Annotated in this window: 14 protein-coding genes and 1 tRNA gene; 9 read left to right on the forward strand and 6 right to left on the reverse strand. The window is 67.9% G+C overall.

Going from position 1 to position 13,959, the window contains the following annotated elements; translation table 11 throughout:
- Window positions 1–110: 110 nt before the first annotated feature.
- Together AC3IR9_RS03775 and wrbA are read right to left on the reverse strand one after the other, a co-directional pair.
- On the reverse strand, window positions 111–440 hold the full coding sequence (locus AC3IR9_RS03775; protein WP_489294143.1) for a DUF2069 domain-containing protein: 330 nt from the start codon (window positions 438–440) through the stop codon (window positions 111–113).
- Window positions 437–1,027, reverse strand: a complete 591-nt coding sequence (gene wrbA, locus AC3IR9_RS03780) for an NAD(P)H:quinone oxidoreductase (RefSeq protein ID WP_489294144.1) — start codon at window positions 1,025–1,027, stop codon at window positions 437–439. Before wrbA ends, AC3IR9_RS03775 begins: the two co-directional genes overlap by 4 nt.
- A 165-nt stretch (window positions 1,028–1,192) precedes the next feature.
- Here wrbA and AC3IR9_RS03785 point away from each other — a divergent pair, with 165 nt between their 5' ends.
- Window positions 1,193–2,467, forward strand: a complete 1,275-nt coding sequence (locus AC3IR9_RS03785; protein ID WP_489294145.1) for a YihY family inner membrane protein — start codon at window positions 1,193–1,195, stop codon at window positions 2,465–2,467.
- Window positions 2,464–3,021, forward strand: coding sequence for a TlpA family protein disulfide reductase (locus tag AC3IR9_RS03790; protein WP_489294146.1), 558 nt, complete (start codon window positions 2,464–2,466; stop codon window positions 3,019–3,021). The genes AC3IR9_RS03785 and AC3IR9_RS03790 overlap by 4 nt, the downstream gene beginning before the upstream one ends.
- Window positions 3,022–3,042: 21 nt before the next feature.
- Here AC3IR9_RS03790 and ppk2 read toward each other — a convergent pair whose 3' ends face one another.
- The 4 genes from ppk2 to hemA all read right to left on the reverse strand — a co-directional run bounded on the left by ppk2 (window position 3,043) and on the right by hemA (window position 8,049).
- On the reverse strand, window positions 3,043–3,822 hold the full coding sequence (gene ppk2, locus AC3IR9_RS03795; protein WP_489294148.1) for a polyphosphate kinase 2: 780 nt from the start codon (window positions 3,820–3,822) through the stop codon (window positions 3,043–3,045).
- A 180-nt stretch (window positions 3,823–4,002) separates the two neighbouring features.
- Window positions 4,003–5,700, reverse strand: coding sequence for an O-linked N-acetylglucosamine transferase, SPINDLY family protein (locus AC3IR9_RS03800; RefSeq protein WP_489294149.1), 1,698 nt, complete (start codon window positions 5,698–5,700; stop codon window positions 4,003–4,005).
- 2 nt (window positions 5,701–5,702) lie between these two features.
- A complete protein-coding gene (gene prfA, locus AC3IR9_RS03805; protein WP_489294151.1) occupies window positions 5,703–6,788 on the reverse strand; it encodes a peptide chain release factor 1 in 1,086 nt (361 codons plus the stop codon).
- The gene (gene hemA, locus AC3IR9_RS03810) at window positions 6,766–8,049 is read right to left on the reverse strand and encodes a glutamyl-tRNA reductase (protein ID WP_489294153.1); all 1,284 of its coding nucleotides are present in this window, start codon (window positions 8,047–8,049) and stop codon (window positions 6,766–6,768) included. Before hemA ends, prfA begins: the two co-directional genes overlap by 23 nt.
- 64 nt (window positions 8,050–8,113) lie before the next feature.
- Here hemA and AC3IR9_RS03815 point away from each other — a divergent pair, with 64 nt between their 5' ends.
- From AC3IR9_RS03815 to pth, 7 genes are all read left to right on the forward strand, one after another.
- Window positions 8,114–9,811 carry a tetratricopeptide repeat protein gene (locus tag AC3IR9_RS03815; RefSeq protein ID WP_489294154.1) on the forward strand — a complete coding sequence of 566 codons (1,698 nt, stop codon included), beginning with the start codon at window positions 8,114–8,116 and terminating at the stop codon, window positions 9,809–9,811.
- Window positions 9,808–10,470: a lipoprotein insertase outer membrane protein LolB gene (gene lolB / locus AC3IR9_RS03820; protein WP_489294155.1), complete on the forward strand. Its 663-nt coding sequence runs from the start codon at window positions 9,808–9,810 to the stop codon at window positions 10,468–10,470. Before AC3IR9_RS03815 ends, lolB begins: the two co-directional genes overlap by 4 nt.
- Window positions 10,467–11,336, forward strand: a complete 870-nt coding sequence (gene ispE / locus AC3IR9_RS03825) for a 4-(cytidine 5'-diphospho)-2-C-methyl-D-erythritol kinase (RefSeq protein WP_489294157.1) — start codon at window positions 10,467–10,469, stop codon at window positions 11,334–11,336. Before lolB ends, ispE begins: the two co-directional genes overlap by 4 nt.
- 9 nt (window positions 11,337–11,345) lie before the next feature.
- Window positions 11,346–11,422: transfer RNA gene (locus AC3IR9_RS03830), tRNA-Gln, on the forward strand.
- 108 nt (window positions 11,423–11,530) lie between these two features.
- Window positions 11,531–12,490, forward strand: a complete 960-nt coding sequence (locus tag AC3IR9_RS03835; protein WP_026070235.1) for a ribose-phosphate diphosphokinase — start codon at window positions 11,531–11,533, stop codon at window positions 12,488–12,490.
- 108 nt (window positions 12,491–12,598) lie between these two features.
- Window positions 12,599–13,213, forward strand: a complete 615-nt coding sequence (locus tag AC3IR9_RS03840; RefSeq protein ID WP_489294159.1) for a 50S ribosomal protein L25/general stress protein Ctc — start codon at window positions 12,599–12,601, stop codon at window positions 13,211–13,213.
- 81 nt (window positions 13,214–13,294) lie between these two features.
- Complete coding sequence (gene pth, locus AC3IR9_RS03845) at window positions 13,295–13,873, forward strand: aminoacyl-tRNA hydrolase (protein ID WP_489294160.1); 579 nt, start codon at window positions 13,295–13,297, stop codon at window positions 13,871–13,873.
- The last annotated feature ends 86 nt before the right edge of the window (window positions 13,874–13,959 follow it).

Consider the following 13,959-nt stretch of genomic DNA (forward strand, 5'->3'; position numbering starts at 1 on the left):
CAATCCTGGTTGACAGTGAGCCGCGCGGATTACCGCGCCATGCGCCAATGATACGGCGCAGCGCCCCCCGAGTCAGGGGGCGGCCGCGAAGCGGCACGCATGCGATGAGCTTACCCGAAGCGCCGGCGCAGGCCAGGGCCGCTGGCCACGCCGATCACTGCCAGCGCCAGTAGCAGCTCCGCCCACGCCCACAGCGCGGTTTCCGGATGGCTCCAGGCGCTCATCACCCCATGGCTGAACCAGAACAGGGCCAGCACCCCGGCCCAGAAAGCGGCCTTGCCGCGCCGCAGCCACACCCCCAGCGCGAGCAGCAGCGCCGGCAGGGTGAACACCAGCTGCGTGGCCAGCCAGTGTTTATCGTGGGCGAACCACACCGCGTATACCGCCGCCAACGCCAGCAACAGCAGCGTCAGCACCGTTTCCTGCGCGCGGCCGCTCATGCCAGCCGCCGTGCGATGTCGGCCACGCGCCGGCCCAGCGCACGCGCCAGGATCGCCTCATCCTCGCTCGGCACCGGGTTGTCGTCGGCGCCGGCCACATGACTGGCACCGTAGGGCGTACCGCCAGTGGTGGTGTGGCTCAACGCCGGCTCGGTAAACGGGATGCCGACGATCAGGCAGCCATGGTGCAGCAGCGGCACCTGCATCGACAGCAGGGTCGATTCCTGTCCGCCGTGCAGCGATGCGGTCGAGGTGAAGACCGCCGCCGGCTTGCCGACCAGGGTGCCGTTGACCCACTCGGCACCCAGTCCATCCAGGAAATGCTTGACCGGCGCGGCCATGTTGCCAAAGCGCGTCGGGCTGCCCAGGATCAGGCCATCGCATTGCGCCAGGTCGGCCACGTCCACGTAGGGGGCGCCGTCTTCGGGCACCGGCGGGCGCGCGGTCTGGGTCACCGCCGCCACCGGTGGCACCGTGCGCAGGCGCGCGCTCATGCCCGGCACCTCGCCGATGCCGCGCGCGATCTGGCGGGCCAGCCGGGCCACCGAACCACCGCGGCTGTAGTACAGCACCAGGATTTCCGCCATCGCGCATCATCTCTTCGGGACCAGTGGCCAGTATGGCGATGCCGGCCGCCGAGGGCGAGCGTGTATCGGTACACCGGCATCTTCCGCGACGCCCGGTACCGGCCATGCACCGGCAGACCTTCTGGAACACGTGCCCGTTCCCCCGCATCGGGTACCCTTGCGGCGATGGAACCCCTCGACACCGTCAACCTGTGGATGGAGCGCGTACGTGATCGGCCGCGCGCCGCCAGCTTCGGCCGCTTCCTGTGGCGGCGCTTCCTGGATGACCGTCTGTTCCAGGCGGCCGCATCGCTGGCCTACACCACCGTGTTCGCGCTGGTCCCGCTGGCGATCGTCGTGTTCGGCGTGCTGTCGGCGTTTCCGGTGTTCGACCGCTGGAGCGACCAGCTCAGCGACTACGTCTTCTCCAACTTCGTACCCAACGCCGCGCGTGCCGCCGAAGGCTACCTGCGCCAGTTCTCGGCCAGCGCGGGGCAGCTCACCGCCGCCGGTTTCATCGCCCTGGTGGTATCGCTGCTGATCACCCTCAACAGCGTCGAGCAGACCTTCAACCAGATCTGGCGGGTGAATTCGGGGCGGCCCAAGCTGACCCGCTTCCTGGTCTACTGGACCGTGCTGACCCTCGGCGCGATGCTGGCGGCCGCATCACTGGCGGTATCGGCACGGGTGTTCGCGCTGCCGTTGTTCGGCACCAGCGAGGGCCGCTGGCTGGCCAACCTGTCGCTGACCGTGGCACCGATCCTGATCGAGTTCGTGTGCATCATGCTGGTCTACCGGGTGGTGCCGCACCACACGGTGAAGTGGCGCCACGCGGTGCCCGGCGCGATCCTGGCGGCGGTGATGCTGGAACTGGTGAAGTGGGGCATGGGCGCCTACCTCGGCAGTTTCCAGTCCTACCAGAAGCTGTATGGCACCGTCGCCTTCGTGCCGATCCTGCTGCTGTGGATCTATCTGTGCTGGGTCTCGGTGTTGCTGGGCGCATCGCTGGCATCCTCCATTGCCGCGTTCCGCTACCAGCCGGCGGACCTGCGCTTGCCCACCGGCTATGAAATCTACGGCCTGCTGCGCCTGATCGGGCGCTTTCAACAGGCACGCGTGGAAGGGCACAGCCTGGACGACGATGAAATCCTGCGGCTGGAGCCGATGCTGACCGACTCGCTGCTGCAGACCATGCTGTGCGACCTGGAAGCGATCCGCGTGGTGCGCCGGGATGAGCGGGGCCAATGGTTGCTCGCGCGCGACCTGGACAAGCTCACCCTGGCCGACCTGTACGAAACCACGCAGATGCGCATCCCGGTGCGCGAAGCCTACCTGCCGTACCGCGACGACACGCTTGGCCAAGCCTCCGTGCTTGCGCTGGATACGCTGCGGCTGCCCCTGCGCGAGCTGCTCAAGCGCCGCGTCAGCGACATCTATTCCACCCCTGGAGACACACCATGAGCGCCAAGCCCCTGCTGCTGGCCATCGGCCTGCTGGCCCTGGCCGCCTGCAACAAGCCCGCCGCACAGCCCGATGCCGCCGCGACGGCCGCCCCACCCACGCCGATCGCCGAACCGGCCGCCGAACCGCCCGCGGCCACCGAGCGCAAGACCGTCCAACAGCCGCGCCTGGTACTGCCGGCGCTGGATGGCAGCAGCTACGACCTGGCCGCACATCGCGGCAAGTGGGTGGTGGTCAATTTCTGGGCGACCTGGTGCGCGCCGTGCCGCAAGGAGATGCCGGAACTGTCGGCGTTGCATGCGATGCGCAGCGAGATCGAGGTGGTCGGCCTGGCGTATGAAGATATCGAGCCGGTCGAAATGAAGGCGTTCCTGGACAAGCACCCGGTCACCTATCCGATCGTGATCGTGGACACCTACAACCCGCCGGAGGATTTCGCCATCCCGCGCGGTTTGCCGTTGACCTACCTGATCGCGCCCGATGGCAAGGTCGCCCAGGAGTTCCTCGGCCCGGTCACCGCGCATGACATCGAGGTGCGGATAAAGGAAGGCTGAGCTGCCGGGCAGCGCCTGGCACTACGGAATCTCAACCTCCTTGATCGGCGCCAGCACCCCGAACTGCTCCTTGTGCAGCTTGCCCTTCAGCGGCGGCAGCGCCAGCACCGGCTCGTCCACGCCGGTGTCGGGCAGGCGATCCAGCAGGTTACGGACCAGCCCCAGCCGGCCACGCTTCTGGTCGTTGAAATCCACCAGCGTCCACGGCGCTTCATCGCGGTGGGTGGCGCGCAACATGGTCTCGCGCGCCTCGGTATAGGCGCTGTACCTGCTGCGTGATTTCAGGTCCACCGGCGACAGCTTCCAACCCTTCAGCGGATCCAGGTGGCGCTCGGCGAAGCGTTTTTCCTGCTGCACCTGGTCCACGCTCAACCAGTACTTGAACAGCAGGATGCCATCGTCGACCAGCAGCTTCTCAAACACCGGTGCCTGCGCCAGGAACGCGTGGTACTGGTTTTCGGTGCAGTAGCCCATGACCTGCTCGACGCCGGCACGGTTGTACCAGCTGCGGTCCATCAGCACGATCTCGCCCGCGGCGGGCAGGTGCGACACGTAGCGCTGGAAGTACCACTGCGTGCTCTCGCGGTCGGTCGGCTTGGGCAGTGCCACCACCCGGCATTGGCGAGGGTTGAGGTGTTCGCTGATCGCCTGGATCACCCCGCCCTTGCCGGCCGTATCGCGTCCTTCAAACAGCACCAGCACGCGCTGCCCGGTGTGTTGCACCCAGCGCGCCATCGCGGTGAGTTCCAGCTGCATGGGTTCCAGCAGGGCCTGGTATTGCTTGCGCTTTAGCTTGCCCATCCACGTGCCTCGGTCATCCACAAGGGAAGCACGAGCCTAGCGCGGCAGTGGTTCAAACGGTGTCGGGATCGCCGGGGACGGCAGGCGGTCGGTGCACCCGCAGATCGACCGGCCCCCGTTGGATCGGCTGGCCACCGATCTGCACCGGCGATGCGGCCATCGGCACGCCCACCGCCAAGCTCATGCCACGCCCTGCCAGCCGCGCTCGCGGGCAAGCGTTTCGACCACGGCGCTGAAATCGCGCGCAAACCCGGCCATGTCGAACAGTCCGCTGTCCCGCCGGCGCTGCGCCAGTTCGTCGCGCAGCGCCGCCAGCGCCTGGGCGTCGTTACCCAACGCAATGGCCGTGGCGATGAAGGCGCGGTCGTCGGCCACGTTCATGCGGGCCAGGCCCAGGTGGTGGTTGAGGCTGCCGGCCACGCGCGAGGCAAACGTCGCGCCGGGGCAGGTCAGCACCGGGCAGCCGGCCCACAGTGCGTCCGAGGCGGTGGTGTGGGCGTTGTAGGGGTGGGTGTCCAGGAACAGGTCGGCATGCTGGTAGCGCGCCAGGTACTGCGGGTGCGGCAGCTTGCGCATGAACACCAGTCGCGCCGGATCCAGCTGCGCCTGGCGCGCGGCACTGCGCAAGCGGGCATCGGCATTGCCCGGCCCGGACAGCAGCCACAGCACGCTGCCGGGCACCCCGTGCAGCACCGCGAACAGGCGCTGCACGCTGCGCGGGTTGAGCTTGTAGCTGTTGTTGAAACAGCACAGCACCACGCCCTGGTCGGGCAGGCCGCAGTCTGCGCGCGAGGGCGCAGGAAGCAGCGGGCGGGTGCAATCGGACGGCTGGAACGCGCGCGGCAGGCGGCGCACGTCTTCGCTGAAACCCGCGTCCAGCACGTCGGGCAGCACGAACGCGTCGGCCAGCACGTGGTCGATCCACGCCGCCCCGGAGGTGCCGGGGTAGGCCAGCCAGTTCACCTGCACCGGGGCCGGGTGCATCGCCAGCACCGCCGGCGTGCCACCGCCGCCCCAGCCACGCAGGTCGAACAGCACGTCGATGCCGGCCGCACGGATACTTGCGGCAATCTGCTGGTGCGGTTGCGCGTCCACCGCATGCAGCTGGGTTGCCGCCGCCTGCAGGCGCACGCGGATGTCGCTGCCGTCATCGGTGTTGAGCGCGAACAGATGCAGGTCGATCGCGCCCTGCGCACGCAGCTGCTCCAGCAGTGCCACGGTCAGCAGGCCGGTGGGGTGCGCACCAAAGCCATTGGACAGGAACCCGACCCGCAGCCGGCCCTGCGCACGCACGCGTACCGGCGAAAGTGGCACCACGCTGGCAGCGATGCCCGCCGCGCGTTGCCGCGCGCAGGCCAGCTGTTCGGCCGGGCTGCTGTCTTCGCTGAGGAAGGCGAATGGTTCGACCACCGCCTGGCCCTGCGCGACGGCCTGGTGCACCTGTGCCGAGAGCGGCTCGAGGTTGCGCCAGTCGCACAATCGACGCTGCCAGTTGAGCAGCTGCGCGGTGATGTAAGGCTCCCCCGGCAGCAGGGTGTGTGCGTGCCGGTAGGCGTCTGCGGCGGCCTCCGGCTGGCCGGCATCTTCCAGGGCATGGCCCAGCCACAATGCGATGCCCGGATGCTGTGGCGCCCGGTTGGAGGCCTGGCGCAGCAGGTGGGCGGCCTCGTCGTGGCGGCCCTGCATCCAGCGCGCACGGCCCAGGCGTGCCAGCGCCTCGGGATGTTCGCCGCGCAGCTGCAAGGCGCGCGTGGCCGCCTGTTCGCCGGCCGCGACATCACCGGCTTCCAGCTCGGCATCGGCCAGCATTACCCAGGCGATGAAATCGGACGGCTGCCGTTGCACCGCCAGGCGCAGCTGCTGCCGTTCGGCATCCATGCTCAGGTGCCCGCCGCCAGCTGCGCCAGTTCGTCGGCCTGGTGTTCCTGGATCAAGCGCTCGACCAGCGTGTCCAGCTCGCCGGCGATGATGTTGGGCAGGTCGTACAGGGTCAGCCCTTCCACCCGATGGTCGGTGATCCGGCCCTGCGGGAAGCTGTAGGTACGGATGCGCTGGCTGCGGTCGCCGCTGCCCACCTGCAGGCGGCGGCTTTCAGCGGTGGCGGCGGCCTGCTTGCTGCGCTCGCTGTCCAGCAGCTGCGCCTTGAGCCGCTTCATCGCCTTGTCGCGGTTGGCGTGCTGGCTGCGTTCGGTCTGGCACTCCACCACCACGCCACTGGGCAGGTGGGTGATGCGGATCGCCGATTCGGTCTTGTTGACGTGCTGGCCACCGGCGCCGGAGGAGCGGAAGGTGTCCACCCGCAGGTCGGCCGGGTTGATCACGATCTCGTCGACTTCATCGGCCTCGGGGATGATCGCCACTGTCGCCGCCGAGGTATGGATGCGGCCCTGCGACTCGGTGGCCGGCACGCGCTGCACCCGGTGCGTGCCCGATTCGAACTTCAGCTTGGAATACGCACCGCGCCCGACCACGCGCGCCACTACTTCCTTGTAACCGCCGTGTTCGCCCGGGCTGTCCGATTCGATCTCGACCTTCCAGCCCTGGCGCTCGGCGTAGCGGGCATACATGCGGAACAGGTCGCCGGCAAAGATCGCCGCTTCGTCGCCGCCGGTGCCGGCGCGCACTTCCAGGAACAGGTTGCCGTCATCGCGCGGGTCGCGCGGGACCAGCAGCAGCGCCAGGTCGCGGTCCAGTTGTTGCAGCCGCTGCTCGGCGGCGGTGATCTCTTCTTCGGCCAGCTCGCGCAGGTCGGGGTCGCCGCGCATGGCTTCGGCGGCAGCCAGGTCGGCCTTGGCACGTGCTTCATCGGCCAAGGCGGTGGCGATCGGCTGCAGCTGCGCGAACTCGCGCGAATAAGCACGGAAGCGATCGTTGTCGTTGACCACGCCCGGGTCGGAAAGCAGGCGTTCGAGTTCTTCGCGGCGTTCGGCCAGCGCTTCCAGCTTACGGCGCAGGGTCGGCGTCATCAGTCTTCACAGCAGGATGGAGGTAGCCCGGCTTGGCCGGGAACAGGCGCTCGGCGGCGCGGGTCAATTCAGTATCGCCGCTCAACGCGGCCGCGCGCAGCGCGGCAGTGGGCGGGTGCAGCAGGCGGTTGGTCAGGCCATGGGCCAGCAGCTCCAGCACTTCCTCCGGCGATTTGCCGTGGGCCAGCTGCTGGCGGGCCTTGTCCAGCATCTCCACGCGGGTCGCCTCGCCATAGGCGCGCAGTTGCCGCAGGGGTGCCTGGTGGGCGCTGGCCTGCAGCGTTTCGACAAAGCGCGCGACCTGCAGCTCGATGATCGCTTCGGCTTCGGCGGCCGCTTCGCGGCGGCTGCGGCGGTTGTCTTCCACCGCCCGCTCAAGGTCATCCACGGTGTACAGGAAGGCATCGGGCAAATCGCCCACGCCGGCGTCGATGTCGCGCGGCACGGCCAGGTCGAACAGCAGCATCGGCTTGTGCTTGCGGGTCTTCAATGCGGCCGCCACGTGCGCCCGGGCGATCACCGGCTCACGCGCAGCGGTGGCCGAAAACACCACGTCCGCTTCGCCCAGGTGGCGTTCCAGTTCGGTCAGCGGCAGCGCCACGCCGCCATGCCGGCTGGCCAGGTCCTGGGCGTGGGCGAGGGTACGGTTGGCGATCAACAGCCGGCGCACCCGGCCCTCGCTGAGGTGCTTGGCTGCCAGCTCGATGGTTTCCCCGGCCCCCACCAGCAGCACGGTGGAATCTTCCAGCCGCGCGAACGAGTTCTGCGCCAGGCGCACCGCCGTGGAGGCCACCGACACCGGGTTGGCGCCCACGCGGGTATCGGTACGCGCACGCTTGGCCACCGAGAAGGTCTGCTGGAACAGCCGGTCCAGTCGCTGGCCGAGCAGGCCGTGGTCGCGCGCGATCGCCCAGGCATCCTTGACCTGGCCCAGGATCTGCGGCTCGCCCAGCACCATCGAATCCAGCCCGGTGGCAACCCGGAACAGATGGCGCACCGCGTCGGCGTCGGCGTACTGGTACAGGTAGCCGTGCAGCTGTCCGGCATGGCTTTCCAGCCACTGCGCCAAGGCGTCGCCGGAGTCGGCCACGGCATACAACTCGGTGCGGTTGCAGGTGGACAACAGCACCGCTTCGGCCACCTGCGGGGTATCGCGCAGCGACGCCAATGCCTGGGGCAGGGCGTCGCCGCCAAAGGACGCGCGTTCGCGCAGCTCCACTGGCGCGGTCTGGTGATTCAGTCCGAGCACCCACAGGGTCATTGTTCAGTTGCTTGCGATAAGCTGCTGGCCATTCAAGTCGCCATTTTAAGGCCAGAAGCCCCCGATGCCCGCATTGATTCGCATCTCCAGCGTTCTGTTGCTGTCCCTGTCCGTCGCCAATGCCCTGGCAGCCCCCCCTGCGGGCCCGCCCGCGCCCGCGCCGGACAAGGCCACGACCGCCGAGCTGGCGCCGTTGACCCCGGTGATGGCCGGTGAGTTCGCCCTGCAGGCCGGCAAGCTCGGGGATGCCGCGCGCTGGTACCTGGAGGCGGCCGAGGCGGGCGCCGACGACGCCGGGCTGGCCGAGCGCGCTACCCGTATCGCCATGCTGGCCGACGATGACAAGCGTGCCGCCCGCGCGCTGGCCCTGTGGCAGGCCCGTTCGCCGCGGACCCTGGCCATGCGCAGCAGCGCGGCCGCGCTGGACATGCGCCGCAACGATGTGAAGGCCGCGCGCACCGAACTGGGCGCGCTGCTCAAGGATCCCGACCCGCGTGGCTGGAAGTTCGCCATGGCCGCGCTGATCGGCGGTGGCCGCGACCCGGCGGTCCCGGCGCAGGTGCTGGGCGGGTTGGTGGACGACAACGCCATCCCCGACCAATTGGAGATCTGGCAGGAGTTTGGCCGGCTGGCGATGCGCATGGAACGGCCGGAGCTGGCCCGGCGCATGGTCGATGAGGTGGTCAGGCGCTTCCCCAACGAGCCGCGCGTGGCGCTGCTCAACGCCAGCCAGTTGAGCCAGTCCGGCAAGACCGAGCAGGCGCTGGCGCTGTTGCGCGGCGTGGAGCCGCGGTCGCGGCAGGACCCGGAACTGCGCAACGCACTGGCGATCGCCTACGACAGCATGGGCGATGCGCGCTCGGCCGCACGCGTGCTGGCCGTGGGCCCGCAGGATGTACAGACCTACGGCATGCGCGCCTCGCTGCTGGCCAAGCAGCAGGACAACGCCGCGCTGCTGGCGCTGTACAAGGACCTGTCGGCCAAGGCCGCCAAGCCCGATCCGGCGCAGCGCCTGCTGCTGGGCAAGATCGCTGAATTCCTCAAGCGCCCGGGCGAGGCGGTGGACTGGTACCACAGCGTGCCCGGCGGCGACGAACTGGACGAAGCGCGCCTGCGCGCGGCCAATGCGCAGTATGAGGTGGGCCGTCCGGACAAGGCCTTCGCCGAAGTGCATGCGATCCAGTCCGACGCCAGCGTCGATGACCAGGCCCGTCGCGATGCCTACCTGCTCGAAGCCGAGCTGCGCCTGCGTGGCGATGACCTGCCCGGCGAACTGGATGCACTGGCGCGTGGCCTGGCCGCCTATCCCGATGAAAATGCACTGCTGTACGCCCGCGCGCTGGCCTGGGAGCGCCGCGACGACGTGCCGCGCGCCGAGGCCGACCTGCGCAAGATCCTGGTCACCGAGCCGGAAAACGTGGCTGCGCTCAACGCGCTCGGCTACACCCTGGCCGACCGCACCCAGCGCTACCAGGAGGCGCTGGAACTGATCGACCGCGCCCGCGTGGCCGAGCCGGACAATGCCGCCATCGTCGACAGCTACGGCTGGGTGCTCTACCGCCTGGGCCGCAACGAAGAGGCACTGGTACAGCTGCGCCGCGCCTGGACCCTGACCAAGGATGCGGAAATTGCCGCACATGTGGGCGAGGTGCTGTGGGTGCTGGGACGCAAGGAGGAGGCCCGCCGTTTCCTCGATGAAGCCCGCAAGCTGGACCCTGACAACCGCGCCCTGCAGCGCGTGATCGAGAAGTACGGCGCATGAACCTGCATTTGCTCAAGGCCGGCAGCGCGCTGGCGATGGCCGTCGCGTTGTCGGCCTGCGTTTCGCTGGACGAGCGCAAGGCGCCGGCCGCGCCCACCGTGGTGGAGACCGTTTCGGCCCAGGCCGAGCAGGCCGAAGCGGCGCGCGTGGCCGCGTTGCAGGGCCAGCCCCGATGGACCTTCCAGGGCCGGGTGGCGATCAACAAGGGGCGCAACGGTGGCAATGGCCGCATCGACTGGCAGCAGGATGCGCGCCGCTACGTGGTGGAACTCAGTGCACCGGTGACCCGCCAGAGTTTCCGGCTGATGGGCGATACCCACGCCGAGGCCGGGCGTCTGGAAGGGCTGGACGGCGGTCCACGCGAGGGCGAGGACGCACAGCAGCTGCTGCTGGAGGCGACTGGCTGGGACATCCCGGTCAACCAGCTGCCCGCCTGGGTGCGGGGCATGGTGGCTGACGACGCCGCACCGGCCGAGCGGGTCGAGCGCGACGATCAGGGCCGGCCGCGCCGGGTCGAGCAGATGGGCTGGCAGGTGCAGTACCTGGACTGGTACCCGGCCGAAGGCAACCGTCCGATGCTGCCGCGGCGCATTGAAGCGGTCAGTGGCGACGCCAAGGTGCGCCTGGTGGTCGACAGCTGGGTGCTGGGCACTCCATGACCGCGCTGGACCTGAACGAACGCTGGTCGTCGTGGCCGGCCCCGGCCAAGTTGAATCTGTTCCTGCAGATCACCGGCCGCCGACCCGACGGCTACCATCAGCTGCAATCGGTGTTCCGCCTGCTCGACTGGGGGGATCGGATCGGCCTGCGACTGCGTGAGGACGGCCTGATCCGCCGCCACGGGGTCTCCGCAGCGGGGGTGGAGGAGGCCGATGACCTCGCCGTGCGTGCCGCATATTTTTTGAAAAATGCTGCCAACGTCGCGCAAGGCGCTGACATCAGTATCGAAAAAATCATTCCAGCCGGTGGCGGCTTTGGCGGTGGTTCATCCGATGCGGCCACCGTACTGGTGGCATTGAACCGCCTGTGGGGCGCCGGCCTGGACGTGGAGGCGCTGGCTGCGCTGGGTCTCAGCCTGGGCGCGGACGTGCCGGTTTTCGTGCGCGGTCACAACGCCTGGGCCGAGGGCGTGGGCGAACTGCTCACCCCGATCGCCCTGCCTCCGGCCTGGTATGTGCTGGCCGATCCCGGCGTCCATGTGCCGACCCCGGCACTTTTTGCAGATCCGCATTTGACGCGCGACGCCCCAGTGGCGAAAATAGCGGACTTCGCTTCCGGGTCTTTGCTCGGGAATGCGTTCGAGCCGGTACTGCGCCGTCGCGAGCCCGCCGTAGAGGCAGTGCTTGCAGCGTTGAGCAGGATCGGTCGGGCACGACTCACCGGGTCGGGAAGCGGTTGTTTCGTCGAGTTCGCCAGCCGCACTGCCGCAGAGCAGGGCCTGGCGCGGTTGCCGGAAGAACTGCGGGCATGGGTAGCTGTGGGCATGGAGCGCTCGCCACTGCTTGATGTACTCGAGCGTTATTGATTTTGATGCAGGGGCGTCGCCAAGAGGCCCAAGGCACCAGGTTTTGATCCTGGCATTCGGAGGTTCGAATCCTCCCGCCCCTGCCACTTGCGGATGACCGCCGCGTCCCATGCGCATGCCTGCGCGGGCACGGCCGGCCCTCCGCAGTGTTTGTCACCGAGTTCTCCACATCGCTCCCGCCCGAGACCGTCATGATGCAAGAACACCCCAACCTGCTGGTATTTTCCGGCAACGCCAACAAGCGCCTTGCGCAGAGCATCTGCAAGGAACTGGGGGTGCGGCCGGGCAAGGCATTGGTGTCGCGCTTCTCCGATGGTGAGGTGCAGGTCGAAATTGAAGAGAACGTCCGTAAGCAGGACGTCTTCGTGATCCAGCCGACCTGCGCACCGAGTGCGGAGAACCTGATGGAGCTGCTGGTGCTGATCGATGCGCTCAAGCGTGCGTCGGTCAACAGCGTCACCGCGGTGGTGCCGTACTTCGGTTACTCGCGCCAGGACCGCCGCATGCGTTCCTCGCGTGTGCCGATCACCGCCAAGGTGGCCGCCAAGATGTTCAGCGCCGTCGGTGCCGACCGGGTACTGACGGTGGATCTGCATGCCGACCAGATCCAGGGCTTCTTCGACATGCCGGTCGACAACGTGTATGCCTCGCCGCTGCTGCTCGCCGATATCTGGCGCGCCTACGGCACCGAAAACCTGATCGTGGTGTCCCCGGACGTGGGTGGCGTGGTACGTGCTCGTGCCGTGGCCAAGCGCCTGGACGATGCGGACCTTGCGATCATCGACAAGCGCCGTCCGCGCGCCAACGTCTCCACCGTGATGAACATCATCGGTGACGTCGAAGGCAAGACCTGCGTGATGGTCGATGACATCGTCGATACCGCCGGCACCCTGTGTGCGGCTGCCGCGGCGCTGAAGGCGCGCGGCGCCCTCAAGGTGGCGGCGTACTGCACCCATGCCGTGCTCTCGGGCCCGGCGGTGGACAACATCAACAACTCCCAGCTCGATGAGCTGGTGGTGACCGACACCATCCCGCTGCGTGAAGAAGCGCGGGTGTGCAGCAAGATCCGCCAGCTCAGCGTGGCGGAAATGCTGGCCGAAACGATGCGTCGCATCGCCTTCGGCGAGTCGGTCAGCTCGCTGTACGTGGATTGATTTTCTCCTGCCTGCCGGCAACGGCAGGCAGGGTCCCGGGTACTTCTGGTCGCGGAAGTACCTTTATCCGCCCGGCCCTCAGGCTGGGCAACAACTGGTAGTAAAACAATGTCCAAGACCCATGAAATCAAGGTCACCGCTCGTGACGTGCAGGGCAAGGGTGCGAGCCGCCGCCTGCGTCACGCCGGCGTGATCCCGGCCGTCGTGTACGGCGGCGATGTCGCTCCGATCAACATCAACCTGGACCACAACCAGATCTGGCTGGCCCAGTACAACGACTGGTTCTACTCCTCGATCCTGGACCTGAACCTGGATGGCCAGATCACCAAGGTGCTGCTGCGTGACATGCAGCGCCACCCGTTCAAGCAGCTGATCATCCATCTGGATTTCCTGCGCGTGAACGAGAACGAGGTTCTGACCGCCAACGTCCCGCTGCACTTCATCAACGAAGACACCTCGCCGGCTGGCAAGGCTGCCGACGTCGTGGTCACCCACGAACTGAAGGAAGTGACCGTCAGCTGCCTGCCGAAGGACCTGCCGGAGTCGATCAACATCGACCTGGGCGAGCTGAAGGCTGGCGACGTGATCTACCTGTCGGACATCAAGCTGCCCAAGGGCGTTGAGATCCCGGCCCTGGCCCAGGGCAAGGACCACGACGACGCGATCGTCACCGCCAAGCTCGGCAAGGAAGACGCTGCCGACGAAGCGCCGGCCGCAGAGTAAGTGTTTGCGGCGCCTGCCTTTCGGGGCGGGCGCCGTTTTTTGTATGTGCCGGCACAGGGCTGGTACCGACGAAGAAGAGTGATGACAGGATTGCGATTGATCGTTGGCCTGGGTAATCCCGGCCCCGAGCACGCCCAGACCCGGCACAATGCCGGGTTTCGTTTCATTGACGCCCTGCTGGAACAGGCCGGCGCGCGCTGGAGCGTGGACAGCAAGCTGTTCGGCGAGACCGCCAAGGTCGATATCGCCGGGCAGGCGGTGTGGTTGCTCAAGCCTGCCACCTTCATGAATCTCAGTGGAAAATCGGTCACCGCCGCGCAGCGCTTCTGGAAGATCGAACCCGAACAGACCCTGCTGGCCCACGACGAACTGGATCTGCCACCCGGCGTGGCCCGGCTCAAGTTCGATGGTGGCCACGGCGGCCAGAATGGCCTGCGCGACACCATCCGTCTGCTCGGCCACGGCCAGTTCCACCGCCTGCGCATCGGCATCGGCCACCCCGGCCACAAGGATCGCGTGGTGCCCTGGGTACTGGGGCGTGCCAGCAAGGACGATGACGTGTTGATCGGCCATGCCGTTGATGACGCCATCCAGGTGATGCCGCTGGCAGTGAAGGGCGACTTCAGCGAGGCGATGAAACAGCTGCACACCCCAAAGTAAACCGGTAGGTACCGACCGTTGGTCGGTACGCGCTGCCCCCACCGCCCCCGAGAATGATTGGAAAAACCGCGCCCACCATCGCCGTT

The organism is Stenotrophomonas sp. GL_101 (genome assembly GCF_057835675.1).

Bases quoted from the DNA above. Each gene is read 5' to 3' on its own strand.
- pth (WP_489294160.1), top strand. From the start codon at position 13,295: ATGACAGGATTGCGATTGATCGTTGGCCTGGGTAATCCCGGCCCCGAG.
- AC3IR9_RS03835 (WP_026070235.1), top strand. From the start codon at position 11,531: ATGCAAGAACACCCCAACCTGCTGGTATTTTCCGGCAACGCCAACAAG.
- ispE (WP_489294157.1), top strand. From the start codon at position 10,467: ATGACCGCGCTGGACCTGAACGAACGCTGGTCGTCGTGGCCGGCCCCG.
- AC3IR9_RS03785 (WP_489294145.1), top strand. From the start codon at position 1,193: ATGGAACCCCTCGACACCGTCAACCTGTGGATGGAGCGCGTACGTGAT.
- ppk2 (WP_489294148.1), bottom strand. From the start codon at position 3,822: ATGGGCAAGCTAAAGCGCAAGCAATACCAGGCCCTGCTGGAACCCATG.
- AC3IR9_RS03775 (WP_489294143.1), bottom strand. From the start codon at position 440: ATGAGCGGCCGCGCGCAGGAAACGGTGCTGACGCTGCTGTTGCTGGCG.
- wrbA (WP_489294144.1), bottom strand. From the start codon at position 1,027: ATGGCGGAAATCCTGGTGCTGTACTACAGCCGCGGTGGTTCGGTGGCC.
- AC3IR9_RS03840 (WP_489294159.1), top strand. From the start codon at position 12,599: ATGTCCAAGACCCATGAAATCAAGGTCACCGCTCGTGACGTGCAGGGC.
- hemA (WP_489294153.1), bottom strand. From the start codon at position 8,049: ATGACCCTGTGGGTGCTCGGACTGAATCACCAGACCGCGCCAGTGGAG.
- AC3IR9_RS03790 (WP_489294146.1), top strand. From the start codon at position 2,464: ATGAGCGCCAAGCCCCTGCTGCTGGCCATCGGCCTGCTGGCCCTGGCC.
- prfA (WP_489294151.1), bottom strand. From the start codon at position 6,788: ATGACGCCGACCCTGCGCCGTAAGCTGGAAGCGCTGGCCGAACGCCGC.
- lolB (WP_489294155.1), top strand. From the start codon at position 9,808: ATGAACCTGCATTTGCTCAAGGCCGGCAGCGCGCTGGCGATGGCCGTC.
- AC3IR9_RS03815 (WP_489294154.1), top strand. From the start codon at position 8,114: ATGCCCGCATTGATTCGCATCTCCAGCGTTCTGTTGCTGTCCCTGTCC.
- AC3IR9_RS03800 (WP_489294149.1), bottom strand. From the start codon at position 5,700: ATGGATGCCGAACGGCAGCAGCTGCGCCTGGCGGTGCAACGGCAGCCG.